At 62.7% G+C, this 23921-nt stretch carries 24 protein-coding genes and 1 tRNA gene; 11 read left to right on the top strand and 14 right to left on the bottom strand.

From position 1 onward, the window contains the following. The first annotated feature begins 119 nt into the window (after window positions 1-119). Both C266_RS00940 and C266_RS00935 read left to right on the top strand, forming a co-directional pair. On the top strand, window positions 120-2981 hold the full coding sequence (locus C266_RS00940) for a pentapeptide repeat-containing protein (protein WP_010804607.1): 2862 nt from the start codon (window positions 120-122) through the stop codon (window positions 2979-2981). A 266-nt stretch (window positions 2982-3247) separates the two neighbouring features. Continuing rightward, window positions 3248-4231: a flagellar brake protein gene (locus C266_RS00935; protein WP_010804608.1), complete on the top strand. Its 984-nt coding sequence runs from the start codon at window positions 3248-3250 to the stop codon at window positions 4229-4231. Window positions 4232-4331: 100 nt separating this feature from the next. Here the strand turns inward: C266_RS00935 and xth are convergent, their stop codons facing one another. Beyond that, entirely contained in the window at window positions 4332-5111 is a 780-nt protein-coding gene (gene xth, locus C266_RS00930) for an exodeoxyribonuclease III (protein ID WP_010804609.1), read from the bottom strand. A 328-nt stretch (window positions 5112-5439) separates the two neighbouring features. On the opposite strand from xth, the gene C266_RS00925 reads away from it, so the two are divergent. After that, a complete protein-coding gene (locus C266_RS00925; RefSeq protein WP_010804610.1) occupies window positions 5440-5691 on the top strand; it encodes a hypothetical protein in 252 nt (83 codons plus the stop codon). A gap of 312 nt (window positions 5692-6003) precedes the next feature. Here C266_RS00925 and C266_RS00920 read toward each other — a convergent pair whose 3' ends face one another. The 3 genes from C266_RS00920 to C266_RS00910 form a co-directional block, all read right to left on the bottom strand. Then, window positions 6004-6243 (bottom strand): helix-turn-helix transcriptional regulator, encoded by a 240-nt coding sequence (locus C266_RS00920; RefSeq protein WP_036660894.1) that lies wholly within the window; start codon window positions 6241-6243, stop codon window positions 6004-6006. 10 nt (window positions 6244-6253) lie between these two features. Continuing rightward, the gene (locus C266_RS00915; RefSeq protein ID WP_168162849.1) at window positions 6254-6703 is read right to left on the bottom strand and encodes a DUF2975 domain-containing protein; all 450 of its coding nucleotides are present in this window, start codon (window positions 6701-6703) and stop codon (window positions 6254-6256) included. Between the two features lie 531 nt (window positions 6704-7234). Further along, window positions 7235-7972, bottom strand: a complete 738-nt coding sequence (locus C266_RS00910; protein WP_010804614.1) for a riboflavin synthase — start codon at window positions 7970-7972, stop codon at window positions 7235-7237. Between the two features lie 57 nt (window positions 7973-8029). Between C266_RS00910 and C266_RS00905 the strand changes: the two genes are divergently transcribed. Both C266_RS00905 and C266_RS00900 read left to right on the top strand, forming a co-directional pair. Further along, window positions 8030-8344: a hypothetical protein gene (locus C266_RS00905; protein ID WP_036660893.1), complete on the top strand. Its 315-nt coding sequence runs from the start codon at window positions 8030-8032 to the stop codon at window positions 8342-8344. A 69-nt stretch (window positions 8345-8413) separates the two neighbouring features. Further along, window positions 8414-8644, top strand: coding sequence for a hypothetical protein (locus C266_RS00900; RefSeq protein ID WP_010804616.1), 231 nt, complete (start codon window positions 8414-8416; stop codon window positions 8642-8644). Window positions 8645-8755: 111 nt separating this feature from the next. Here the strand turns inward: C266_RS00900 and C266_RS00895 are convergent, their stop codons facing one another. Next, entirely contained in the window at window positions 8756-9838 is a 1083-nt protein-coding gene (locus C266_RS00895; RefSeq protein ID WP_010804617.1) for a calcium:proton antiporter, read from the bottom strand. Window positions 9839-10228: 390 nt separating this feature from the next. Between C266_RS00895 and C266_RS00890 the strand changes: the two genes are divergently transcribed. From C266_RS00890 to C266_RS00865, 6 genes are all read left to right on the top strand, one after another. Beyond that, window positions 10229-10957, top strand: coding sequence for a FadR/GntR family transcriptional regulator (locus C266_RS00890; RefSeq protein ID WP_051126100.1), 729 nt, complete (start codon window positions 10229-10231; stop codon window positions 10955-10957). Window positions 10958-11037: 80 nt separating this feature from the next. Then, entirely contained in the window at window positions 11038-11793 is a 756-nt protein-coding gene (locus tag C266_RS00885) for an SDR family oxidoreductase (protein WP_010804619.1), read from the top strand. 19 nt (window positions 11794-11812) lie between these two features. Beyond that, window positions 11813-12673 carry a fumarylacetoacetate hydrolase family protein gene (locus C266_RS00880; protein ID WP_010804620.1) on the top strand — a complete coding sequence of 287 codons (861 nt, stop codon included), beginning with the start codon at window positions 11813-11815 and terminating at the stop codon, window positions 12671-12673. A 121-nt stretch (window positions 12674-12794) separates the two neighbouring features. Continuing rightward, window positions 12795-13556, top strand: a complete 762-nt coding sequence (locus C266_RS00875; RefSeq protein ID WP_010804621.1) for an SDR family NAD(P)-dependent oxidoreductase — start codon at window positions 12795-12797, stop codon at window positions 13554-13556. 267 nt (window positions 13557-13823) lie between these two features. Continuing rightward, window positions 13824-14486: a DNA-3-methyladenine glycosylase I gene (locus C266_RS00870; RefSeq protein ID WP_010804622.1), complete on the top strand. Its 663-nt coding sequence runs from the start codon at window positions 13824-13826 to the stop codon at window positions 14484-14486. Next, complete coding sequence (locus tag C266_RS00865; protein WP_010804623.1) at window positions 14486-15358, top strand: 23S rRNA (adenine(2030)-N(6))-methyltransferase RlmJ; 873 nt, start codon at window positions 14486-14488, stop codon at window positions 15356-15358. Before C266_RS00870 ends, C266_RS00865 begins: the two co-directional genes overlap by 1 nt. Before the next feature lie 33 nt (window positions 15359-15391). Here the strand turns inward: C266_RS00865 and C266_RS00860 are convergent, their stop codons facing one another. The 9 genes from C266_RS00860 to C266_RS00820 all read right to left on the bottom strand — a co-directional run bounded on the left by C266_RS00860 (window position 15392) and on the right by C266_RS00820 (window position 23554). Further along, on the bottom strand, window positions 15392-16111 hold the full coding sequence (locus tag C266_RS00860) for a pseudouridine synthase (RefSeq protein ID WP_036660888.1): 720 nt from the start codon (window positions 16109-16111) through the stop codon (window positions 15392-15394). 109 nt (window positions 16112-16220) lie between these two features. Continuing rightward, window positions 16221-17072: an ABC transporter permease gene (locus tag C266_RS00855; protein WP_010804625.1), complete on the bottom strand. Its 852-nt coding sequence runs from the start codon at window positions 17070-17072 to the stop codon at window positions 16221-16223. After that, window positions 17065-18249: an ABC transporter substrate-binding protein gene (locus tag C266_RS00850; RefSeq protein WP_010804626.1), complete on the bottom strand. Its 1185-nt coding sequence runs from the start codon at window positions 18247-18249 to the stop codon at window positions 17065-17067. The genes C266_RS00855 and C266_RS00850 overlap by 8 nt, the downstream gene beginning before the upstream one ends. Window positions 18250-18283: 34 nt before the next feature. Next, window positions 18284-19135, bottom strand: coding sequence for an ABC transporter ATP-binding protein (locus tag C266_RS00845; protein ID WP_010804627.1), 852 nt, complete (start codon window positions 19133-19135; stop codon window positions 18284-18286). Further along, complete coding sequence (locus C266_RS00840; protein WP_010804628.1) at window positions 19132-20271, bottom strand: acyl-CoA dehydrogenase family protein; 1140 nt, start codon at window positions 20269-20271, stop codon at window positions 19132-19134. The genes C266_RS00845 and C266_RS00840 overlap by 4 nt, the downstream gene beginning before the upstream one ends. Then, complete coding sequence (locus C266_RS00835; RefSeq protein WP_010804629.1) at window positions 20268-20834, bottom strand: carboxymuconolactone decarboxylase family protein; 567 nt, start codon at window positions 20832-20834, stop codon at window positions 20268-20270. Before C266_RS00835 ends, C266_RS00840 begins: the two co-directional genes overlap by 4 nt. A 176-nt stretch (window positions 20835-21010) precedes the next feature. Then, window positions 21011-21982 (bottom strand): AraC family transcriptional regulator, encoded by a 972-nt coding sequence (locus C266_RS00830; RefSeq protein ID WP_371257014.1) that lies wholly within the window; start codon window positions 21980-21982, stop codon window positions 21011-21013. Window positions 21983-22417: 435 nt separating this feature from the next. Beyond that, window positions 22418-22502: transfer RNA gene (locus C266_RS00825), tRNA-Leu, on the bottom strand. 137 nt (window positions 22503-22639) lie between these two features. Continuing rightward, window positions 22640-23554 carry a LysR family transcriptional regulator gene (locus tag C266_RS00820; protein ID WP_010804631.1) on the bottom strand — a complete coding sequence of 305 codons (915 nt, stop codon included), beginning with the start codon at window positions 23552-23554 and terminating at the stop codon, window positions 22640-22642. Window positions 23555-23921: the final 367 nt, after the last annotated feature.

Genomic DNA, 23921 nt, shown 5'->3' with positions numbered 1-23921 from the left:
GCATCCCCCGACGAGGTCGCGCACTAAATCGGAAATTCCTCAGCGCGCGACACTGAATTCCTTCGGCAACATGGTGGCTTTTTCGCGCATACGCATAAGCGTGTGCCAAGGAGCGACGCATGTTGTCGGTTCAGAACCAGATATCCGGCGGGGAACAAACCTCGGCGGCAGTCCGCGATGTCGAGGGCAGTGCCGTCAGTCGCGGCTCATTATCGTCTTCCGATATCGCAGCGCTCAGTGCGGCACCGCCCGAGGCGCTGCGCCGTGCGATTCTGCGAGCCGACGAAGATGAGCGGCGTGCGATCGCGCAGCAAGTCGCGTGGCTGGTGAACATTCTCCCGTCCTCGCCGGACGCGCTGGGACGATACGCAAGCATTGAGACGCTTGGGGCAACGGCGGATGCCTCGTCGGGGGCGTTGCCGTTTGACAAGGGCGCGCTCAAACAGGCATGGGTCACTCGCTTTTCGCACCTGCTCGATGGCGAGCGTGCCGCAGCGGTGGCGCGCGATCTGGTGAAATGGTGCGGCACGCAGCATTGTCAGACGCCAACGGCTGCGCTATGGCATTGGCTGCCGTCGGCCGACGAGGCCTCGGACGACGTGCTGGCATGTGAGCGCCTGCCCATGCGCGAATGGCCGATCTCTGTGTTGAATACTGCATTGACACTGTCGAATCTGCGCAATGCCAGACTTCCCGATCTGTGGATGCCCAATGCCGATTTGCGCGGCGTGATGGCGCCGGGCGCGCAGTTTTGCGGCGGGCATTTCAATGGTGCTTGGTGGGGCGGGGCATCGTTACCCAAGTCGGGGTTCGCCTGCTCGAAGCAGATCGGTGCGGATTTCGAAGGCGCAAATCTGCGTGGTGGGAATTTTCGGGCGGCGGATCTGAGCGATGCGAGGCTTGTGAACGCCGATCTTCGTGGCGCCGTGATCTTGCACACCGTCATGTGTGGTGCCGACATGAGTGAAGCCAAATGTGCAGGAGTGACATTCACGAAGGCGCGTCTCGACGAGGCTTCTTTCCAACAAGCCACATTGCACGGTGCCCGCTTCGTCGGTGGCAGCGCGCACGGCATGAAACTGGTTGGGGTTAAGGCAAAGCGTTCGCAATGGATGTCGATGGCGATGCGCAAAGCGCAGGCGTTGGGTGCCGATCTTCGCGGGGCCGAATTCCGCCAGTGCACGCTCACCGAATGGGACGCTCGCGGGGCGAAGCTCAACGACGCGTTCTTTGCGTCTTGCGATCTGCGTAATGCCCGGTTTTGCGGCGCGAGTCTGAAACGTCTGCGTATCGGGCCCGATTGCAATCTGGCCGGTACGCGGTGGCAGGACGCCCGAATTCGTCTCGACGTGACATGGCTGCGCAGCTTGACACCGCCGGAACTGGATAACGTCGTGCAGTCGTGGATGACACTTCCGCCCGATCAGCCGACGGCGCGCGCGAATGTCTTCATGCAACTGCTGGTCGCGTTGGGCCGCAAGCCGGGCATGCTCAACATGGGGCACGAAGCGGCGCCGCCTTTGCATCGGCTGCCGGAACATGTGCGGCGCAGCGACTGGCTCGGATGCTTGCTGGCTGCATTGGGCGAGACGGGGGGCATTGGCGAGCATGACGGACTCTCCGAACTGCGTGCTCAATGGTTGAACCAAACGCTTCAGGATTTGACCGACGTCCCCCTATGGCGTGGACGAGCGGAATGGGTCACACCGTCGCTGATGCGGGCGCTGCACGGAGGCTGTGGGCCTGCCTCACAGAAGGCGCCCTGGTCACTCGCCGGGGCAATGTGTCAGACGCTCTACTGGGCGGGTGAGGGCGCGGGTGGTGTCGGCCCGGTGGGCACTCAGGCGTTGCGTGAAGCATGGTTCGATGCGTTGCCGGCACAGGTGCCCATCGCCCTCTCTGCGGACGGGATCAATGCGTCCGACGCGAGTTTTGCCGTGTTGATTCGGGCGGACGGCAACGTCGCGGCGCGACTACCGGTGCATCTGCTGGCCAGACTTCTTGGCTCGCATAACGGTGGTGAGCCGAAGGAAAGTGACGCGCCTTTCGTTCGCGATACGCTGCCGGGTTGGCATTGGCTTGGCACGCGAGTGGTGGTGTGCGATGCCGAGTCGCCCGAGGATTATCTGCCCGGCACCATGGCACAGCTCCCGGGACTGCTGCGAGAGTTCGGATTTCTCGCCGGACTCTGGCCGGTAGAACGTCGTCTGGATGGCTTCGTCAGGCTGATCGGACGTTGGTGTGGGAAGGAAGGCGCGCACCGTGCCAATGCCGCATGTCATGGAACGTGGGACACCGCGCATACCGACGCTACTACTGCCGGTACCGACATCGGTACTCCCGATGATGCGGCACGTGCCTTGTTGAGTGCGACAGACCGGCTGAACGCACTGGTGAGTTCGGCTCGCGCGCCCGGTCATGTGCAATTGCGGCCCGCCGGACATGCCGATATCGAGGACATTTTCCGCGATGTCCCGCTCGTGATGCCTGTTGAGCAGACACCCCTGAGCCCATTGATGACGCGCCGGGTCCGGCTGATTTCCCTCGTGGCCGGACTGAGCTGGCTGGCGACCCAGCCGCAATGGCAGCGGCCTTGGTCGACAGCCAAAGACGAGTCGAGTGCGCTCCGGGGGACGACGACTTCCGCAGATGCCCCTCGCCTGTATCGCTACTACGCGCTGGCGCTGCTTAACGAAACAATGAACGGTGACCCGGCATGGCGTCATCTGCCTCAGGCGATCGCGTTGCGCATGTGCTTGTCGAGCGAAGCGGGTTCGGCGGAATCGTTAGCGGAGCGGTTGGCCGATTGGGTGACATGTCCTGAAATACGTTACCTGCCGGGGCTGGCGCAAGCATGTCGTCACACACTTCCCTGGTTCTGGGCCATTCGGCTGCCGCTTCGGGCCGGCACGATTCGTCAATCCATGATGGTGCGGCGAGGGGCCGCGGGTGCTTCATCCGTCGACCCAAGCGGAGATTGACGGGCCTTTTGCCCGATATTCCGTCGTCAGAACAGGCGTGCTTTCGTGGTAAAAATACGTACACGCAATGCGTTGCTCCTTGTCGGGAGCGGCGTTTCCAGCCGGCTGGATGCGTGGCATTTCTGTAGTTGGCGACATTTGTTGGGTGTTGGCCGCGGATGCCAGCGCGAAGAGGGCCGCCCAAGACGCGGCCCCGCGTGCCGGAATGCGGGGAAGGCCAATGCCTTGTTCCCAAACTATCAAGGGTTTCGTACCCGACAGGCACCATGCACTCGACTTGTATTGCGTCAGGCTATCCGGGGTTCGTGGCAGTCAACCGCCGCGAGCTTGATGCGCATGTTCCACTCTCGTGGCCTTTGTTCGATGCCGACGGCACGCCGTTGCTGGCGGCGGGCGAGCGTTTGCCGTCCGAGGCCGATCTCGATTGGCTCTTCACCATGTTCGCGCCGCACCGGCCGCTGCCCGACGGGGCCACCACGGGCGAGGCGGCAGGCCGCACGGAGGCGGCGAACTCAGCATCGCCGCTGGGAGCGGGGGCGTCGACGGTATATCTCCACGGTTTGCCTGTGCCATTGCCCATCGGCGCGTGGATACAGGTGCGTGTCGCGCCGGAAGCGCAGACTACGCGCGTGCGTGCACGGCTGATCGGCCGGGCGCCCAACGGCATGTTGATCATCACGCCGCCCACGGCGGGGGAGATGCGTTTGCCGGTGACCGCAGGCGATAGGCTCGCCCTCTGGACGTTCCCCGGCGACAACCTGTACGAATTCACCTGCGACGTGCATAGCGTCCATCATGGACCGTTCGACTATTTGTTGGTCTCGCGTCCGTCTCAGGTCCGTGAGACACCGGTGCGTCGCACGCCTCGTGTCGATACGCGGCTGGTCGCGCGACTGTCGCCACTGGACGAAACGACGCGGGCGTCATTTACCCGCATGCTGGCCGATCCGCAGGACACGCCCGAGTGGCTGGTGATGGTGCGAGACATCAGCGCCGATGGGGCGGGGATCCTGGCGAAGGCGCCGTTACCCGATGGTTGCCATCATGTCGCGTTGCAGTTCCGCGTGCCGATCGGTGCGGACGTCGTCCCGATTCTTGGCATGGCGGCGGTGCGCGGCGTCGAGGGGCCGCTTGTCGATGGCACCTGGGCTTACGGGCTGGAATTCATGCAAATGGACACGCGCAACAAGGCGGCGATTCGCTGCTTCGTCTATGAGTCGCGTCTGACGGACCCACGCGCCGGCCAGTAACCTGCCAAGTGACCTGTCAAGGCCTTGCCCGACGAAAAAACGGCACCTGACTCAGGTGCCGTTTTGCATTGCCGAGGGCAAACGAGCACAGGCGCGTTCGTCAGTCCTTGAACGTGGCAACGACCGGGGTGTGATCCGAAGGCTGCTCCCATGTGCGCGGAACGCGGTCGATTTCACAGGCGGTGCAACGCTCTGCCAATGCGGACGATACGAGGATGTGGTCGATGCGCAGGCCGGCATTGCGGCGGAAGGCGCCCATGCGGTAGTCCCACCAACTGAATGTCTTTTCCGGTTGATCGAACATGCGGAACGTGTCGCGCAAGCCAAGCCCTTGCAGACGCGCGAACGCCTGACGTTCTTGCGGCGACACCAGATTCTGGCCTTCCCATTTCGCGGGATCGTGCACGTCGCGGTCTTCGGGCGCGATGTTGTAATCGCCGAGAAGCGCGAGTTTCGGATGCTGCTCCATTTCATCGGAGAGCCAATGGGTGAGGGCGTCGAGCCAGTTCAGCTTGTAGGCGAACTTGTCCGAACCGACCGCCTGTCCGTTCGGGAAGTAGCCGCAGACCACCCGCACGTCTCCGATCGTTGCCGTGATGAGCCGCTGCTGCTCGTCGGCGAAGTTCGGCAAATTCTTGACGAGATCCTTGGCTTCGCCCACTTTCGTGTGGTTGACCAGCAGTGCGACGCCGTTATACGTCTTTTGCCCCGTGAAGTGCGAGGTGTAGCCGAGCGCGGCGATTTCCGTGATCGGGAAATTCTCGTCGGTGAGCTTCAGTTCCTGAAGACAGAGAACGTCGACCGGATTGCTGCGCAGCCAATCCTGTACGTGGCCGAGACGAACCTTTAGCGAGTTGACGTTCCAAGTGGCAAGTTGCATGAAAAATCGTATCTCTTGATTTGGCGAGGGTTGGGTGGGGGCTTCGTTACGCCGGTTTCTAGCGGACTATCCTTGTCTCGCCCGGTAGGCGGATCACGGCGAAACACTATGCCCGCATTGTAGGCGACTATCCTTCGGGCCGCGATTGTCCGACTCACCGCGCAATGCCTTCTGCTGCGATGTCGCAGTCATGTTGACGACAACACGAACCTGTCATTGGGGGGCGACGGTGTCTGAAGGAGTACCATCACTGCGAGCGTTGCAGCTCGAGAGACGGCTGTGCTGTTGTTTTCCGCAGGCTGTGTCCTTGACGATGCCGGAGGTGACGATGGAAAGAACGATTGCGTACCGTGGCTTTGAGATCTACGTAGCGTTGAAGCCTGCCGCGCAGGACACGTTCGACGTATGGTTTCGCGTGGATGGCCCGATCAAGCTGGCAGGCATCGTGGCCCTTGGTACGCCCATCAAGGTTCGCAACGGACCGTTTTCGCGGCGATGGGCTTATCTGGTCGCGGAAATCGCCGGCCAGGCAGCGATCGACGTCATACTCGGCGCCCCGGAGCAGGGGGACTCGTCGTGACGAGTCTCCCGCTTCATGAATTGACGGCGTGCTCTCCCATACGAAGCGAAGCTCACCGCACAGCGATAACGGGTCAATCCGGCTTTGCGGGTGTGGTGTCGCGCCGGTACATGTCGTAGTTTCTGTTCGCGTCGGCCTGACACCGACTACGCATATCGACGGGCTGTTCGTTGCAAAGACTTCTGTGCCACGCCTGTCCTGTGGCGTGCATTTGTTGCGACGAGCAGCCACCAAGCCAGCCAGACACCGCAATGAGGGCGATGGCGAACGAATGTCGCTGTGCGGAACGGCGCAGCGGATTTGTGTTGGGCATCATGTGTCGGTGTTTTCACCGTCTTCGGTGTGAACGGCGGGTTCGTAGCGAAGCAAGTCGCCGGGCTGGCACTGAAGATAGACGCAGATTCGCTCGAGCGTTTCAAAGCGAATGCCCTTGACCTTCCCCTGCTTGAGAAGGGAGAGGTTGGCTTCCGTGATCCCCACGAACTCTGCCAATTCCTTGGACTTGACGTTGCGCTCGGCGAGCATCACGCCCAGCGTGACTCGTATTGGCATGAACCTTCCCTCAGACGAACTGTCGATGCTCGTCCGCGATTTCGGTCGCGTCAACGAGAACCCAGGCGATCACGGCGACGATTCCGGAGAATAGCAATTGCAGCAGCGTGTCCGATCCCACGTTCACGGCGAGGCTCCATGTCCGTTCGGGGCTCAATGCGCTAAGAAGCACACTGAGCGCCGCACCTGCCAAAGGCTGCAGCGCGGCCGATACCGCCATGGCCACGGCAAATGTCCGAAGTGAACGCACGGCCGCGGCAGTGAGCGCCTGATCGTTCGCAAACAACCGGAAGCATTGACGGGCGGCCAGGAGGCCAAAGACCAAGGCGGCGAGCGGCACCATCGAAATCGCAAATCCCCCGACCCGTGACAGCGCGTCAAGCGTTGCGGGGGGCGCGATGCCCAGGCCTGCGTGACGAAAGACGTCTGCAGCGGATGTCGCCGTCCAATAGCGCAGCATGCCAAGTACAAGCAACACGGGAACCGTGAGGCAGGCCCACGCCATCACGTTGCTCAGGCGACGGATTCGCGCGATTCGCCGCAGATGTTCCGGCAGGCCTGCGGAAGCGCCGGGCGGTAGCGTTTTGTTCGTGACCATGGGGAGGTGCAACGCGTTGTTGAGATGAAAATTATTATTTCACGATAATTTATTTTCGTTAAGCGAAATTTTATCGGAGTAAGTCATCGACATCCTCACGCGCCTTACTACGCGCCGGAACATAGACGGATAGGGGCGTCATCGATGGCATCGCGCTATCGAGCCAGGGCCGGGGGGAATCGATAGCCAGTGCGTCAGCGGCGCGCTGGCCACCCAACTGGCCCCCATTTCGGCGAGCCATATCGAGACGCGTTGTGTCGGTGCGAGACGAACAGTTCCGCTATACCCGGCGCATCGGGGAGAAGCCCCTCGGCGGGGCGTGTTGAGGCACTCGTAAAACCTGCCGTTGGCAAGTTGGCGCAGTGTCTTCGATGCCGGGCGGCAGGTTCAGGCTCAGGCCTTGGGCGCCGGTTTGTCGTTTGCATTGCCCGAGGGCAATTGCGGCGCACTGACGAAGTCGTCGAGCGAAAGCCCCTTTTCCTTGAGCAGGGCTTCGAGCACCGGTTGCAGACGGCCAAGACTTTCCTGAACCGCTTCACGTACCGTGTCGACCACCACCTGCGTGCTACGTTCGATCTCGATGTTGATGCGCGTGCCGGCGACTTTGTCTTCGAACGTTGTCATCCGACGTGTCTCAGGAATCAGCCACACTTCGAACCAGCCTTCCTGCCGATTCACTTCCGAGACGGTCAGGCTCGCGCCATTGATCGCGATGTAGCCCTTTGCAAAGATGTACTTGCGGAACGCTTCGGGAATGGCGATGCGCAACACGCGATTGGTGTCCGACGTGCGTACGCTGAGAATTTCCGTCGAGAAGTCGATGTGACCCGAAAGCGGATGGCCGCCGATTTCGGCACCATCCTTTGCCGCGCGCTCGACATTGACCAGCGCGCCGGTGCCGAAGCTGCCGAGCGTGGTGACGTTCAGGCTTTGGAGGATGACGTCGAACGATGCGGCGGTTGGCGAGAGCAGTTGGGTGACCGTCAGGCAGACGCCATCGACCGAGACGCTGGCGCCGAGTGTCAGGTCTTCGCAGAAGCCTTCGGGAAACGCCAACTCGAGGGTGCGCATGCCGTCGCGATCTTCGATGGATGACAGCGTGGCCGTGCCTTGAACAATTCCGGTGAACATCGTGATGTCTAGAGTCGTGGGTTGCTATGCCGCCGTATTCTACTGCCTTGCGCGGGTATGCCGCTCGTCGTGCGGCGTGCTACGATGCCGCCTTTTCACCGGATCGACAGGATCGATATGGGTTTCGAGGGCTGCCTGCTGGCGGAGGACTTCTACTATTGGGCGGAGACGTCGCCCGCGCCGGACGGGCAGTTCCACGGGGTGGTGCATTTCACCGGCTGGCGCGATGTAGATGATGTCATCGAAACGCTGGACCCGCCGCTCACCCACACCACGCCTGACGGCTACCGATGGGCTGGCGATGCGCTCGAAGCCGCTCACGCGCTGGCAAAGGCGCTGGCCGCCGATGGCAGCCTCGGTATCGACCTCTGACTCTCCGGAACCCCCGAATTTGATTCAGCCTGCCTGATGCCTGGCGGGCAGCCCACAACGGACAGCATCATGACCCAGACAAAATTTGAAATTCAGAAACGCAAGGGCCTGAAGATCGACGCCGGTGTGCGTCGTGGCCCGCAAGGCGGCAAGCAGGTCGGTGCGCAAGGCAAACGCAATGCGGCCGGCAGCAAGCTGTTGGGGGCATTGCTCGGTGTCCCGTCGGACAAGACGGACGCTGCCGACACGGCCAGCACAACCCCGAGCGAGACGAAGAAGCAGGACGCCGGCCAGTCCTGAGCGGACACTGGCGCGCGGCTGACACCGCCGCGCTCAGCCCGCTGCGTCAGCCGGGCTATTGACGGGTCATCAGGGAGCCACCTCGCCCGACGGGGCGGGGCGGTCCGCAAATCAGGGCACTATCGCCAGGAATAGGAAGGTGGCGAACAGCACCAGGTGAACGGCCCCTTGCAGCACGGTTGTGCGTCCGGTGCCGAGCGTGATTACGCCGACGAGCAGCGTGACGGCGAGCAACACCATATCTTTCGGTGCCAGACCGAGTTCGATAGGCTGGTCGAGCAGCAACGAGACAGCCGCTACGGTCGGGATGGTCAGTCCGATACTCGCCAGTGCCGAGCCGAGAGCGAGATTCAGACTCGTCTGAAGTTTGTTCGCACGCGCGGCGCGCAGGGCCGCCAGGCCTTCCGGCAACAAGACCAGCGCTGCAATCACGATACCGACGACCGCCTTCGGCGCGCCGGCCACCGCCACGGCATTTTCCACGGCGGGCGAGAGCTTTTTCGCGAGGCCCACGACGGCCAGCAGCGCCACCACCAGCAGCCCCAGACTCAGAATGGCCGTGCGACGCGACGGCGGCGGCACGTGAATCTCTTCGCCCGGCGCTTTCGCGAGGAAGTAGTCGCGATGGCTCACCGTCTGCACGAACACGAACACTATGTACAGCACGAGCGAAATCATGCCTTCGAAGGCCAGTTGCGGCGCTGTGAGCCCTGGGCCCAGCACCGAACTGGTGTAGTTCGGCAGAACCAGCGTGAGCACCGACAAGGCGCACAGCACCGCGAGCGCCGCACTCGCGCCTTCGACATGAAAGCCCTGTGTGTGGTGACGCACGCCGCCGAAAAGCAGGCACAGTCCCACGATCCCCGTCGACACGATCATGATGGCTGCGAACACTGTGTCGCGCGCCAGTCCCGCTTTGTCGGGGCCACCCGAGAGCATCACCGAGACGATCAGCGCCACTTCGATGATGGTCACCGCGACCGCGAGCACGAGTGTGCCGAACGGCTCGCCGACCCTGTGGGCGACGGTTTCGGCGTGATGAACGGCAGAGAACACGGCGCCGGCCAGTGCGACGCCGCATAGCGCAAGCGATGCACCATAAGGCAGGAACCCGGCGACGCCGAGTGCAACGAGGGCCAGGATTGGCATGTACATGGTCCAATGGACCAGCTTGGCGGTCTTTGAGGAGGACATCGTCGGAGACTCCAGAATTCGGGGAACGGATGCGGCTTGAGGTACGGCTGGTCAAGCAACGGCGGGAACGTTGCCCCGGTGAGAATGTTGGGGCGGCGACTCATGGTCGCAGAAAAGTGACACACCGACAACAGAAAGGCGTGGCATCGCCAGCTCGCCGGACGGGGCACACAGGTCTGCGCGAGAGGCGCATGGACAAACGATCTTCCGGGATGACGCTTCTGACGCCGAGCCGGAGGACGTCGGGAAATTCCATAGGACGAATAAGGAATTCGGAAGACGCCGCACTCACGTTGACACACGATGGACGTCAGGCGTAATGTTTCGTTCATTGGTCTTACCACTGAATGGCGTTGTTTGCTGTTGCCGTTCGCCTTTATCGCCGACGCCATGTCCTTCGACCCCATCGTGCAGGTTTCCGTCTCTGAGCAAGTTGCGCAGCGTCTGCTCACGATGATTCGCAGCGGGCTGCTCAAGCCCGGTCAGCAGCTTCCGCCCGAGCGCGATCTCGCGAGCATGCTGGGTGTCGGTCGGCCGGCGGTACGCGAAGCGATTCGGGGGCTCGCGTTGCTTGGCTTGCTGCGTATCCGGCAAGGAGAGGGGACGTTCGTCGGATCGCTCGAGATGCGTGAATTGCTCGAGCCGCTCGAGATGGTCATCGAACTCAATGCGGGCACGCTCGAAGCGCTATTCGATGCGCGGCTGGTTATCGAGCCGGGTGTCGCGGCGCTTGCCGCCATGCATATCGGCGATACAGAGATCGCACGGCTGCACGCGCTCGTCGACGACGAACAGGCGCTCCTGGGCAATCCGGAAACGTTCTCGGCGGCGGATATGGCATTTCACGAGACGATCGTCGACGCCTGCGAGAACCCGTTCCTGCAAAGCATCTCGAACAGCCTCTATGTGCTGGGCAAGAAGAGCCGCCGCGTAACGTCGCAAGTCGAGGGGGTGCTGGCGCGCAGTCTTCAGGACCATCGCCATATTCTCGACGCCTTGGAGGCTCGCGACCCCGAGCAAGCGTCGCAAGCGATGCGGCGCCATCTTTGCCGCGTGCGCGACGCTTATGCGGCGTCGGGCAGCCTGACAAAGGCGGCAGAAGGGACTGCCGACGTCTGATCTGCCCAACGACCGTCAACGTACCCACCCCTATTCCAAACCTATTCGAACCGAATCCACAGGCCCACGAGGAGGCACCCATGACAGGCCGGCTGGCGGGTAAGACCGCCGTCATTACCGCCGCGGCACAGGGCATCGGCCGCGCAAGCGTCGAAGCCTACTTGCGCGAAGGCGCACGTGTGATTGCAACCGATCTGAACGCCGAGACGCTCGCGCAACTCGACGATCATCCCCATCTGCTGCGGCGTCCGCTCGACGTGACCGATGGTGCTGCGGTCACGGCACTTGCCCAGGAACTTGGTGCGATCGACGTGCTGTTCAACTGCGCGGGATTCGTGCATTACGGCTCGATTCTGGAATGCGACGAAGCGGCGTGGGACTTCTCGTTCGATCTGAACGTCAAGAGCATGTACCGGACGACGCGCGCCTTCCTGCCCGCCATGCTGGCCGCAAGGGGTGGGGCGATCATCAACATGTCGTCGGCGGCGTCGAGCGTGAAGGGCGTGGCCAATCGCTGCGTCTACGGCACGAGCAAGGCCGCTGTGATCGGGTTGACGAAGTCGATTGCGGCCGACTTCGTGGCGCGTGGCATTCGCTGCAATGCCATCTGTCCCGGCACGGTGGAATCGCCATCGCTGCGCCAGCGCATCGCAACGCAAGCCGATGCGGCGGGCACGAGCCTCGCGGCAGTGCGCGAGCAGTTCGTGGCGCGTCAGCCGATGGGGCGCGTCGGCTCGCCGGGAGAGATTGCGGCGCTGGCCATCTATCTGGGTTCGGACGAATCCGCCTTTACCACCGGCGCCATCCATCTGATAGACGGTGGCTGGTCCAACTGATTTCGCAAGGAGAATTGCTTTGAAACTGCTGCGTTTTGGCCCGAAGGGCCGGGAAAAGCCGGGCTTGCTCGATGCAGACGGCCAAGTGCGTGACCTCTCCAACGTGCTCGCCGACATTACGCCGGAGACGCTGAGTCCGCAGGGGCTGGCAGCGTTGCGCGCGCTCGATGTGAGGTCGTTGCCGGTGGTGGCCTCGCCGGGACGTCTGGGTGTGCCGTTCTCGGGGCTGGGCAAGTTTCTGGCCGTCGGCCTGAACTATAGCGATCACGCGGCCGAGGCGGGGCTGGCCGTGCCGACCGAGCCGGTGCTCTTCACCAAGTGGGAGAACTGTCTGAACGGACCGAACGATCCCGTGGTATTGCCCAGGAATTCCGTGAAAGGCGACTGGGAGGTCGAGCTGGGTTTCGTCATCGGCACCACGGCACGCTATGTGCCGCTTGAACGGGCGCTTGATTACGTGGCCGGTTATTGCATTGTGAACGATGTGTCCGAGCGCGAGTACCAGATCGAGCGAGGTGGCACGTGGGACAAGGGCAAGGGCTTCGATACGTTCGGACCGGTTGGCCCGTGGCTCGTGACGACCGATGAGATCCGCGATCCGCAGCAACTCGGGCTGTGGCTCGACGTGAACGGCGTGCGCCGTCAGACGGGGAACACGTCGACGATGATCTTCAGCGTGGCGTATCTCGTGCACTACCTGAGCCAGTTCACCACCCTGAAGCCGGGCGATCTGGTGACGACCGGCACGCCCCCGGGCGTGGGCCTGGGTCAGAAGCCGCCGGTGTTCCTCAAGCCGGGAGACGTGATGCGTTTAGGCGTCGATGGTCTGGGCGAGCAAACACAGGAAGTCCACGCCTACGACACGCGCTGGCTCGATTGAGTGCGTGCCAGATTTTCTTCACATCCATCCTGTACGGTGACGAGTGTCGGGCGGCGTTGGCCGCCGTCATGTCAGTCATATACATCACATTCGTCATCGACAGCATTGGGAGCGATCCATCATGCAAGACCTGAGAGGTAAATTCGTTCTGATTACCGGCGCGAGCACCGGTATCGGCGCGGCGGCGGCCAAGGCCTTCGCCGCGCAGGGCGCAAACGTGGCTGTGCACTACAACCGCTCTGCGGACAAGGCGGAAGCGGTGGCCGAGGCGGTACGGGCATACGGCGTGAAAGCGATGACGGTCGCCGCCGATGTGGCGGATACCGGCGCTATCGATGCTGCGGTGGCGCATGTGCTCGATGGTTTCGGGCGCATCGACGTGCTCATCAATAACGCTGGCAGCCTTGTCAAACGCACGCCCTTCACCGAAGTCTCCGATGCCTACTTCGAAGATGTGCTCAACGTCAACGCGCGCTCGGTCGTCGCATTCTCTCGTGCTGTCGTGCCCGCGATGCGCAAGCAGGGCGGTGGTGCGATCGTCAACGTGACGTCCATTGCCGCGCGTCACGGTGGCGGTCCGGGGGCCCTGATCTATGCGGCGGCCAAGGGGTTCGTGAGCACGCTCACGCGCGGTATGGCGAAGGAACTGATGCCGGATCGCATTCGTGTGAACGCCGTGTCGCCGGGTGTCATCATGACGCCGTTCCACGAGCAATTCAGCACCGAGGCGCAGATCGAGGCTTTCCGTCAGAGCATTCCGATGGGACGCCTCGGCGATCCGGACGAGTGCTCCGGCGCATTTCTGTATCTCGCATCGGAGACGTTGGCGAGTTATGTGACCGGGCAGATCATCGAGGTCAACGGCGGGCAGTTGATGCTCTGACGCGGTTCGACGTCAGCCGTAAGGGCGACGCGGGCGATTGCCGCCACGCGTCCGGGCCCGGCGGGTCGCTCGTCTGAGGGCGGCGGCCCGCCGGGACAAATTCCGCGTTTCCCCCGGAAAATTCTGCATCGGCATTGCCGCACGACGCAAAATTGCGTCCAGCACGGCATTGCCGATTCGCTCCGCCGGCAAATGCTGGCACACTTGCTCCATTCGTCTGAATTTGGTCTGCGGCACTTGCGCGCAGGCACAACTATTGAGGGGCAAATGGAACGCTGTCCGTGGAGCGAAGGCTTCGACCAGTATCGCCGGTATCACGACGAGGAATGGGGGGTGCCGCTGCGAGATTCGCGCGCGTTGTTCGAGTTGCTGATGCTCGAGGGGGCGCAGGCCGGATTGTCCTGGTCCACGATTCTCAAGAAGCGCGATACCTACCGCAAGGCGTTCGACGACTTCGATCCGGCGCGCATCGCGGCATATGGCCCGGAGGACGAGGCGCGATTGATGGCGGACGCCGGTATCGTGCGCAACCGTCTCAAGATCAATGGTGTCATCAAGGGTGCCCGCGCCTTTTTGGCGATGGAAGCGGCGGGTACGCGCTTCAGCGAATTCGTGTGGCAGTTCGTTGGCGGTGAGCCGTTGCAGAACCGCTGGGCGGCGCTTAGCGAGGTGCCGGCAACCACGGCCGTCTCCGACGCAATGAGCAAGGCGCTGAAGAAGGCCGGATTCACCTTTGTGGGATCGACCATCTGCTATTCGTTCATGCAGGCAGCGGGGATGGTGAACGATCATCTCGTGGCGTGTCCGCGTCACAAGGCGGTGAAGGCACATGCGTTACCGGGCGGTAAGAGCGGTGTCGCGCAGGGCCGGAAACGCCGTGCGGGGGCGTCGTCGGCTACAATCGCGCCTGACGAATCAGGATCTGCCTAATGTTCAGCTACCGCCACGCCTTTCACGCCGGCAACCATGCCGACGTGCTGAAACACTTCATCGCCGTTGAATGCATCGATTACATGCGCCAGAAAGACACGGCGTTCTGGTACATCGACACGCATGCGGGCGCAGGCGGCTACGCGCTCGACGGCAAGTGGGCCGACAAGACGGGCGAGTTCGAGACCGGCATCGGCCGCCTCTGGACGCGCGACGACCTGCCGCCGCCTCTCGCGGACTACGTCGCGCTCGTGCGCGAATTCAATCCGGACGGCAAACTGCGCTATTACCCCGGCTCGCCATACTTTGCGCTGCAATTGCTGGGCGACCGCGACCGGTTGCGTTTGTTCGAGGCGCACCCGACCGAGCAGGAGGTGTTGCGTGAGAATTTCGAAGCGCAGGGCCGGGCTGTGGCGCGTCGCACGATGATTTTTGGTGCCGACGGTTTTGCGGGCCTCAAGACGATTTTGCCGCCGGCGCCGCGCCGGGCGTTCACGTTGATCGACCCATCGTATGAAGACAAGCGCGATTACACGCGCACGACGCAGACTGTGCAGGAAGGTCTCGATCGTTTCCCGACGGGAATGTATGCCGTGTGGTATCCGCTGGTGCAGCGCCGTGAGGCGTCGCAATTGCCGGAGCGCATGAAGCGTCTCACGATCGACGGACGACCGATCAAGAATTGGGTGCATGCCGCGCTGACCGTTTGCAGTCCGGTGCCGGGTGGCATGGGGTTGCACGGCAGCGGCATGTTCATCGTGAACCCGCCGTACATGTTGCAGGACACCCTCAAGGCGACCCTGCCGTATCTGGTCAAGACGCTTGGTCAGGATAAGGGGGCCCAATTCCTGCTCGAAGGTCGGCAGAACTGAGGCGTTGCATCGAGCGCGCTCGGTGCGCGGCGCTCATTTGCCTGAAGCCGGTGCTTCGTACGGCAGCGACAGAAGCTCTTCCGGCGACAAATAGCGCCATTCGCCCAGCGCGAGATTGCCCATCGGCAGGCCGCCGATGGCGATTCTGACCAGCCCCTCCACCCGATTGCCTGCCGCTGCGACCATCCGTTTGACCTGGTGGTATTTGCCTTGCGTGATCGTCAGGGCGATCTCGTGCGACGAGGGACTCATGACGTCGGTCGCGGCGAGCCTTTCGGTTTCGTCGCGCAGCAAAACGCCCTCGCGCAACGCCTGCAACATCTCCTCGGTGACCGGATGCTTGGTGGTCGCCACGTAGCGTTTGGGTACGTGGCGGCGCGGCGACATCATGGCATGCAGGAACGGCCCGTCGTCGGAGAGCAATAGCATGCCGGTCGTATCCTGATCGAGCCGGCCGGCCGGCTGCACACCACGCACCGCCAGCGGCAGGGGCAGCAGCGAATGCACGCCTTCGTGATGCGTCGGACTGGTGGAGCACTCAAAGCCCTCGGGCTTATTGAGCAGCACGTAGACGTGTTCGCGGTATTCCCACGGTTCGCCGTCAAGCGTGAACTGCAGGCCCAGCGGGTCTACCGTTTCGCGCGGATTGTCGTGCACCACGCCGTCGATGGCGAAAGCACCGGTTTGGATGAGCTTGCGGCACATTTTGCGACTGCCGAAGCCCTGCGATTGCAGTAGGCGATCTAACTCGATGATGCGTTCTCCGTCAGGCCATGTGAATTCAGGCCGCTATTGTAGCGGCCTGGACTCATGTGCCATAGCCTCGACGCCTGACGCTCATGCGCATGGGCGTGTTTGTCGCTTACTCGTCCTGCGTGGCGCCGCTGAAACGGCGGTAGATGAAGCGCGCGGCCCAGTCGAGCAGGAAACCAAGGACGCCGATCACGAGAATGACGGCCGTCAGTTCCGAGTACGCAAGGCGATCGCGCGTGTCGAGGATCAGGTAGCCCAGTCCTGCGTTGACCCCCAGCATTTCTGCCGGTACCAGCACGATCCAGAGAATGCCGATCGCCAGCCGCACGCCGGTGAGCACGTGGGCGGCGATGCCGGGAACGTAGACATGCCAGAGCATTTCCCACCGTGTTGCGGCAAGGCTCTCGCCCAGTTGCACCCAACGGCGATCGATATGGGTCACCCCCGCGGCCGTGCTCATGACCAGTGGCCACAGCGCCGCGAACGCGAGCAGGAAGTACACCGCCGGGTCGCCGACGCCTAGCGACATGACGGCAATCGGCATCCATGACAGTGGCGAGACCATCCGCAGGAACTGCAGCGAAGGCGTGAGCGCTTTATCCAGCCAGCGAATGCGTCCGATCAGAAAGCCCAGCGGAACGCCAAGGACGACGGCCCATGCCAGCCCGACGCCGATACGTCGAAGGCTGGACAACATATGCAGACCCAATTGTTCGTCGCGGATCAGGTCGGGCAGGGCGCTCAGGGCTGCCGCGGGCGAGAACTGTGCGGCGAGCGAGCCGGGCGTGGTGAAGGCCGCGATCCCGAGCCACCAGATCACAACGATGCCGGCCAGTCCCGCCAGGCCGAGCCATGTTTGCCGACCGAAACGTCCGATCGATTCACTCGTCGGCAAGTCGCGGGTTGCTGAGTTCGCCGTGTTCGCGTTCTCGGCGGCACGAGCGGACGCGAGATCAGACAACGATCACCTCCTGACGCGTGAAACCATCCGGCAGACCGAACGCCTTCATGCCGCCCACCGCCGCGATGCTCTTCTTGACGAACCGGTCGTCGACGAGATCGCGCGCAACAAATGCCGGATCGAGCTTCGCGAGGAATTGCGCATTGCCTTCGACCTGCGTCTTCTGCATATGACGCACGAGTGCTTCGGTATAGCTCGGATACGGGTACGGCTGGAAGTCGATACGCTTCTCGTGCCAATCGGCGTGAACGATCGCCTTGTCGGCGATGTAGCGGCCCTGCTCCGACGCGGCCGGCGCCAGCACGCGCTGCAAGACCTGGAACGGATGCGGGGTATAGCGATTTTCGCCTTCCTTCGATAGCAAACGCGCCGCGTCTTCCGGATGCGCCCGCGTCCATGCCTGCGCCTTGACGATGGCATCGACGACCTTCTGTGACCATTCCGGGCGCGACGTCAGATCGCGCTCGTGCATCGTCACCACGCAGCACGCATGGTTCTTCCACACATCGCCGGTAAAGCGAAGCACCTTGCCGACCTTCAGGTTTTCGGCTGCCGCGTTGAACGGTTCGGCCACGATGTAGCCGGCGATCTGCTTGGCGGCGAGTGCCGGCGGCATGTCCGACGGCGCCATGACGATCAGGTTGACCTCGTTGGCCGCAGGCGCACCAGACTTCTTGAGGACGGGCGTGAGGCCGTTGGCGGCGAGCAAGCCTTGCAGCACGACATTGTGAATGGAATACCAGAACGGCACGGCCACTGTCTTGCCGCCAAGGTCGCTGAACTTGTTAATGTCGTTCGTCACGGTGATCGCGCTGCCGTTGACGTGATTCCATGCCACCACCTTGGCTTGGGCCTGACTGCCGTACCGGGCCCACACCGTCATCGGGGAGAGCAGGTGAACGACGTTGACCTGTCCCGAGAGGAAGGCTTCGATCAACTGGGCCCAACTGCGCAGCAGTGTTGGCTTTTCCGCCTTGATGCCAGCCTGCTCGAAATAGCCGTTGTTGTGAGCGACCAGTAGTGGCGTGGCGTCGGTAATCGGCAGATAGCCGATGCGCAACGGCGCGTCCGGTTCGGCGGCGGCGCGTGCGGCGGCTGAAGCCAGCAGCGGTGCGGCACCGGCCACGGTCATCATCGAAGCGAGTTTGAGCCATTCACGGCGGGAAATTTGGCACATGGTCTGGGAATCCCCGTAGGTAGGACGGTGTGGTCTATTGTGTTTTATGCGTCGTCGCATCGCGGGACATCGCATGTTGCAACGCTTGCAGTATTTCGATGCGCAATGTGCCCAACGCTTGCACTTGCGCTTCACGCGGCGATGGCAGGTCCACTCGCCATTGCGCCAGCGTGCGGCCCTGATTGCCGAGCAGCACGATGCGATCGGAGACGAGCAACGCTTCGTCGATATCGTGTGTCACGAGGACGGTAGCGGCGCCAGTGTCCCGAACGACGGTGACAAGCAGGCGCTGCATGTCGGCGCGTGTCACTTCGTCGAGCGCGCCGAACGGCTCATCGAGCAGCAGCGCGCGAGGTTGACGTGCGAGACAACGGGCAAGTGCGACGCGCTGCGCCATGCCGCCGGAGAGCTGGCGGGGATGCAGTTGATGGGCATGTGAAAGTCCCACTTCGGCCAGCGCAGCATCGATTCGCGCACGTCGCGTTTCGCGCGAGAGTACCGGCTGTCGCGCGAAGGTCAGCCCGAAGGCAACGTTGCGTTCAACGGACAGCCAGGGCAGCAGGCATGGGTCTTGAAACGCCAGCGCAATGTCTGGCCGAGGGCCGGACAGCGGCGAGCCATCCACCTCGACCGTACCGTCACTCGGGGGGAGAAGGCCTGCGGCAATGCGCAGCAGTGTCGATTTGCCGGAGCCGCTGGGCCCGAGGACGGAAACGAGTTCGCCGGGGGCGACAGACAGGTCGACGCCTCGCAGGATTGCCCGGTTGCCGTATGACAGACCGATGCTGCGCAGCGTCAGAAAGGACGGCGCGCGCGAGTCATCCTCGCGCGCGGTGGCGATGAACGTGTCGGTATGCGCGCGTTGCGTCGCCGTAGGTTGGGTCATGAAGCCGTTCCGGTCTTGAGTTGTTGCGCGCGTTGTGCCGCGAGCTGGTTCTTCAGTTGCACGAGGCTCGGTGTGACGATGGGAACAAAGGCGGCCTCGCGCTGACGTCGTGCCACGCCCGACAAGCCGCGCAGATACCCGTGTCCGCCTCCCGTTTGGACTTCCAGCGTAGCAGCGCCATGGACGACGTCCGCGAGGGCAATGCGCAGTTCGAACAGACGCGCGGGTGTTTCGACGAACTCGCCTTGTGCGACCCCCGCCTTCAGGCGAGCCTTGAGTGTATCAAGTTGCTCTGACAGCGCGGTGACCTCATCGGCTACGGCGGCACGGGCGCTCGGCCCAGCGTCGTTGGTGCCCGCGAGACTTCGCCGTGCGAGGCCCAGCGACATGCCACATTGCAGCCCGAGGAATGCCGGGCGCACACGCACGAGCCACGCCGGCGCGTTGTCGGTGATGCGTTCGTCGTCGGTGAGCAGTGTGTCTGTCATTCGCAACGCCGCCGTATTGGTGCCGCGCAAGCCGATCAAATCCAGATCGTCGCTGCGTGTGACACCCGGCGCATCGTGCGCGATGGCGAAGATCGATGGCGGGCCACCTGCTTCGTGATCCGCTGCCGCTGCGGCGACGAACCCCTGCTTGCGCAGGTTGGTGATCCACGGCAGCGCGCCGGTCACGTGCCACGCCGTTTTGCCGATCGCGCCATGCTCGCCCGGCGCTTGCGTCGCGCGGATCTGCAGTGGTTCGATGGCGGAAAGGAATTTCATGGCGTTCGATAATCCCGTCGCGCCTGCGAGTTCGCCTGAAAGCAGGGCAGGCAGGAGACGCTCGCGCAGCCCCTGATTCGGGCTTTGCAACAGATATTCGATGAACGTGCGTTGTCCCCACAGGACGAAGGCTGCCGCAAAGGAGTGTTGCGCAACATCGGCGACACTGTCGATCGCGTCGCCAATCGTGCCGCCAGCCCCACCCAGCTCGGCCGGCACGCCAATGCGCAGCAGGCCGGCCGTGGCCAGTTGCGGTAAGACGTCGCCGCAGAGCGTGGCATCCGTGTCGAGCGTTTCGGCGTGGGTGTCGAGCCAGGCCGCGAGCGCGGGGGCGCTTGCGGCAAGTCCGCGCAGGCTGGCGTGTGTGCTCATGCGGCTTGTTCCTTGGGCTCCCAGCGGTATGCCGCCAGTTGCGGATTCAATTCGTTTTGCGAAAGATTGTTCGCGAAGTTGCATAGTGTAGCCAATGACACGCCGAGCACTACCTCGAGCGCTGCGGCGTCGTCGAAGCCGGCCGACTTGAAATCGGCGAATTCCGCGTCCGACACGGCGCCACGCGTCGCAATCACGGCGCGCGTGAATACGGCCACGGCGTCGAGCTTGGCGTCAGACAGTCTGTTTTGGTCGCGAATGTCATTGACGAGGGCCTCGGGCAATTGCGCCTTCTTCAGCGCAACGGCAGTGTGGCCTGCGACGCAGAAGCCGCAGCCATGAATGCCGGCTGCCGTGATCTGCACGACTTCACGCTCGGCGAGCGTCAGGCTGGCGCGGCCGTTGATTGCACCCACGCTCAGGTACGTTTCGAGCGCCGTCGGGGCGTTGGCGAGCGACGCCACCAGATTCGGCAGGAATCCGTTTGCCGCTAGCGATTTTTCCAGAAACGGACGGCTCGCCTCCGGGGCGGTCTCAAGGGTATGCAATGGCAGTCGGCTCATATCGGGCTCCTTACAGTCGAGCCTACATTGTGCGCAGGCGCGGCCGAATGCTCAATGCGCGCGTGTCTGGAAATTCTGCGGATTTGTCTCGGCGTGCCTCGGAGATGTCTCAATGCACGCCGTGCCGCTGCCGCAAGCGTGCGGCATGGCATCGGCAGACGAGGCCGGCTCGCGGGTCAGTGCAGCGCGTGGGGAGCGGCAGGCATGAGGGCCGAGTGTGTCGGGGCGGCGTCTGGCGCGGCACTGCGGGTGGCCTGACGTCGCCATGCGCCCGGCTGGATTCCCGTTACCCGTTTGAAGGCCTGTGCGAAGGCCGATTCCGATTGGTAGCCGACGTGTTCCGCAGCTTCGGGCAACGAGACGCCCTCGCGAAGCAATGCTGCTGCGGTCTTCATTCGAACCAGCGTGACGAATTGTGCCGGCGGTTGGCCGCCAATCTCGGCGAACTGCTTGCAAAAGCGCGCCCGCGACATGTGGACGAACTCGGCCATCGCATCCGTCGTCCACCGCTCGCCCGGCGACTCGATGATCGCCGCAGCCAAGCGCCCGAAGGCGTCGCGTCGCATCAAACGCCACATGCCCGGAGCAACGTCTTCGGCATGCACGGCTTCACGTAATGCGTAGTAAAAGAGGAGGTCGGTCAGGCGCGCCAGCAGCGGTGATGGCGTCTCGCCGGGGCGGCGCGCCTCCGCCTGAATCAGCGAGAAGATCTGCGTCATCCCCTCGATACGCCCGTTAGCGCGACGCGCCACGATCGGGTTCGGCAACATGCCCAGTACCAACGCGTCGAGGTCGGTACGGAATTCGAAAAAGCCGCAGGCCAGAGAGACGGACGACGGGGCGGTTGCGTGAGGGCGTGGTTGTGTTGGCAGCGGTGTCATCTCGCCGGCGCGTGCCGACAGGTCCGCAGGAGGTGCCGCATCCGGCGACAGGCAGTGCGGCACGTCGGATAGCAGGAAGACAGCGTCGCCCGCGCCGAGCAGGATCGTACGTGCCATCTGCCCACCCTCGGCACCTATGTGCAAATAGCATCCGCCTTCCAATAGCACATGGAAACTCGCCCGTTGATGACCCGCCGTCGACGCCTGATAAACGCCGCAATACTCGCCCACGTGAAAGAGCGTGCTCTTCAACTCAAGCCCAGCCAACAACCAATCGGCAACCCGATCCGGATGTCCTGAGTTCTCTTCGGAAAAGCCCTGTTGGCTCTCTCGCCGCTTTCTCGCGTCCTGCGTCTCGTCCCGCATCGCTACCCACCCGTATATGCCAATCCCTCAGCAAAACGACCATCCTCCCCATGCACATAACGTTGGGCAACTATTTTTTCGTTGGATGCTTATTACGAGGGTGGGGTGGTGACGGGGGATGGAAACCGAACCTTCGATAAGGCCCGGATCGGTGGTGGTGCCAGCCCCCATACGGCGCCTGCGGCACCGAGAGGACTCGGTCACGTTCCGCGACCCCGGCATCGCTTGCAAGCGATGCCTTTCGAGTCCCCACGCAATGTGCGCAGGCACATTGCTTTCTGGGCAGATATGAAAAAAGCCGACGATCTTTCGATCGTCGGCTTTTTTGGAATTTTTTGGTGCCCAGAAGAGGACTCGAACCTCCACGGTGTTACCCGCTAGTACCTGAAACTAGTGCGTCTACCAATTCCGCCATCTGGGCCCCGTCAGCTTGCTAACTGCTTGCTCGCTGCGAAGAAACAAGATTATGCCGAGAGGGAAGTGGGCTGTCAACAGGTTTGCGCCGGAATTTCAAAAATCTTTCTTGCGCCCGCACAACCCCCACAGCCCCTCAACTCGCTACGCCGCTCGCCCCATATGCTCCAACCGAATCATATCGATCAAGTGACGCAATCCCGGTAACGTCTGACGCCGGCTCGGGTAATACATCGACAACGGCGGCCCATCCACCGCCCAATCCATCAGTACCGCCTCCAACGTGCCATCGGACAATTCCGCCGACACGTTGCGCTCCAACACATAGCCCAACCCCAAGCCACCCACCGCCGCAGCGATCACGCCATCGCTCTCGTTAATGCTCAGCGCACCCGGCACATCCAATTCCAACGCCGTTGACCCATTGCCCAATTCCCATTTGTACAACGTGTTGTCGCCTAATCGCATCCGGATGCAATTGTGCGACATCAAATCCTGTGGCACTTTCGGTCGTCCATGCCGCGCAAAGTAGGCCGGCGCCCCCACCACGATCCACTTCAGCGCGGGCGTCAACGGCGTCGCAATCATGTCGCCCGGCACCGTGTCGCCATAACGCATCCCCGCGTCAAAACCCTCCGCCACAATATCCAGCATCCGGTCATCCACCGTGACATCGAGTTCAATGTCCGGATACGACGCCACGAATCGGGGGAGGATCGGGTCGAGCAGCAAGCGCGCCGCATCGCGCGGTACGTTCAGGCGCAATCGTCCGGCAGGTGATGCGCGATAACGATCCAGCGCGCCAATCGCCGATGCAATCTGCTCAAGGCCCTGTTCCAATTCCTTCGCCAAAGCCGCGCCCGCCGCCGTCGGCGACACTGACCGGCTCGTGCGATTCAGCAATTTCACGCCCAGGCGCGCTTCCAGATTGCGCATCGCGTGACTCAGGGCCGAGGTCGTCACGCCCAACTCGGTGGCGGCCTCCCGGAAGCTCTGCCGGCGGCAGATCGTGACAAAAACATTCAAATCGGCAAGCTCGCCGCGAGTGAAGGCAGGCATGAAATTCCCAACAAGTATCAAGCAACAAAATCCAGAAACACCCGACAAGCCCAACGTATTAAGCATACGTTGAGCATTATTCATTTTTTTGTGAGGTAAATTTTACCGACTTCCTTTTGATTCTGTAGCGACGCCACGGGCGGCGTGACGGAAACGCTACACATTCTCAGTATCGGTAAACCGGTGAGCCGTATCGTGCTTGGTACCTGGGCCATTGGCCGGCCGATGCGGGAGGGCTCGGACGATGCCGAATAGATTGCCACGATTCATCGCGCCATCGATCGCAGCATCAACCTGATTGATACCGCGCTTGTGTATTGGGCGGGGCGCTCGGAAGAGGGGGGGGCGCTGGAAGGGCTGCGCGAGA

The sequence above is a fragment of the Pandoraea sp. SD6-2 genome (assembly GCF_000389825.1).
In the GTDB taxonomy this organism is placed as follows: Bacteria; Pseudomonadota; Gammaproteobacteria; order Burkholderiales; family Burkholderiaceae; genus Pandoraea; species Pandoraea communis.
This window is presented reverse-complemented; position numbering and strand designations above follow the sequence as displayed.

Excerpts from the sequence above, each read along its gene's own strand:
- C266_RS00935 (WP_010804608.1), top strand. The coding sequence starts at position 3,248 with ATGCACTCGACTTGTATTGCGTCAGGCTATCCGGGGTTCGTGGCAGTC.
- C266_RS00920 (WP_036660894.1), bottom strand. The coding sequence starts at position 6,243 with ATGCCAATACGAGTCACGCTGGGCGTGATGCTCGCCGAGCGCAACGTC.
- C266_RS00820 (WP_010804631.1), bottom strand. The coding sequence starts at position 23,554 with ATGCCTGCCTTCACTCGCGGCGAGCTTGCCGATTTGAATGTTTTTGTC.
- C266_RS00905 (WP_036660893.1), top strand. The coding sequence starts at position 8,030 with ATGCCGCTCGTCGTGCGGCGTGCTACGATGCCGCCTTTTCACCGGATC.
- C266_RS00900 (WP_010804616.1), top strand. The coding sequence starts at position 8,414 with ATGACCCAGACAAAATTTGAAATTCAGAAACGCAAGGGCCTGAAGATC.
- C266_RS00895 (WP_010804617.1), bottom strand. The coding sequence starts at position 9,838 with ATGTCCTCCTCAAAGACCGCCAAGCTGGTCCATTGGACCATGTACATG.
- C266_RS00885 (WP_010804619.1), top strand. The coding sequence starts at position 11,038 with ATGACAGGCCGGCTGGCGGGTAAGACCGCCGTCATTACCGCCGCGGCA.
- C266_RS00875 (WP_010804621.1), top strand. The coding sequence starts at position 12,795 with ATGCAAGACCTGAGAGGTAAATTCGTTCTGATTACCGGCGCGAGCACC.
- C266_RS00845 (WP_010804627.1), bottom strand. The coding sequence starts at position 19,135 with ATGACCCAACCTACGGCGACGCAACGCGCGCATACCGACACGTTCATC.
- C266_RS00890 (WP_051126100.1), top strand. The coding sequence starts at position 10,229 with ATGTCCTTCGACCCCATCGTGCAGGTTTCCGTCTCTGAGCAAGTTGCG.
- C266_RS00910 (WP_010804614.1), bottom strand. The coding sequence starts at position 7,972 with ATGTTCACCGGAATTGTTCAAGGCACGGCCACGCTGTCATCCATCGAA.
- xth (WP_010804609.1), bottom strand. The coding sequence starts at position 5,111 with ATGCAACTTGCCACTTGGAACGTCAACTCGCTAAAGGTTCGTCTCGGC.
- C266_RS00870 (WP_010804622.1), top strand. The coding sequence starts at position 13,824 with ATGGAACGCTGTCCGTGGAGCGAAGGCTTCGACCAGTATCGCCGGTAT.
- C266_RS00940 (WP_010804607.1), top strand. The coding sequence starts at position 120 with ATGTTGTCGGTTCAGAACCAGATATCCGGCGGGGAACAAACCTCGGCG.
- C266_RS00915 (WP_168162849.1), bottom strand. The coding sequence starts at position 6,703 with ATGCTGCGCTATTGGACGGCGACATCCGCTGCAGACGTCTTTCGTCAC.
- C266_RS00850 (WP_010804626.1), bottom strand. The coding sequence starts at position 18,249 with ATGTGCCAAATTTCCCGCCGTGAATGGCTCAAACTCGCTTCGATGATG.
- C266_RS00835 (WP_010804629.1), bottom strand. The coding sequence starts at position 20,834 with ATGAGCCGACTGCCATTGCATACCCTTGAGACCGCCCCGGAGGCGAGC.
- C266_RS00925 (WP_010804610.1), top strand. The coding sequence starts at position 5,440 with ATGGAAAGAACGATTGCGTACCGTGGCTTTGAGATCTACGTAGCGTTG.
- C266_RS00865 (WP_010804623.1), top strand. The coding sequence starts at position 14,486 with ATGTTCAGCTACCGCCACGCCTTTCACGCCGGCAACCATGCCGACGTG.
- C266_RS00840 (WP_010804628.1), bottom strand. The coding sequence starts at position 20,271 with ATGAGCACACACGCCAGCCTGCGCGGACTTGCCGCAAGCGCCCCCGCG.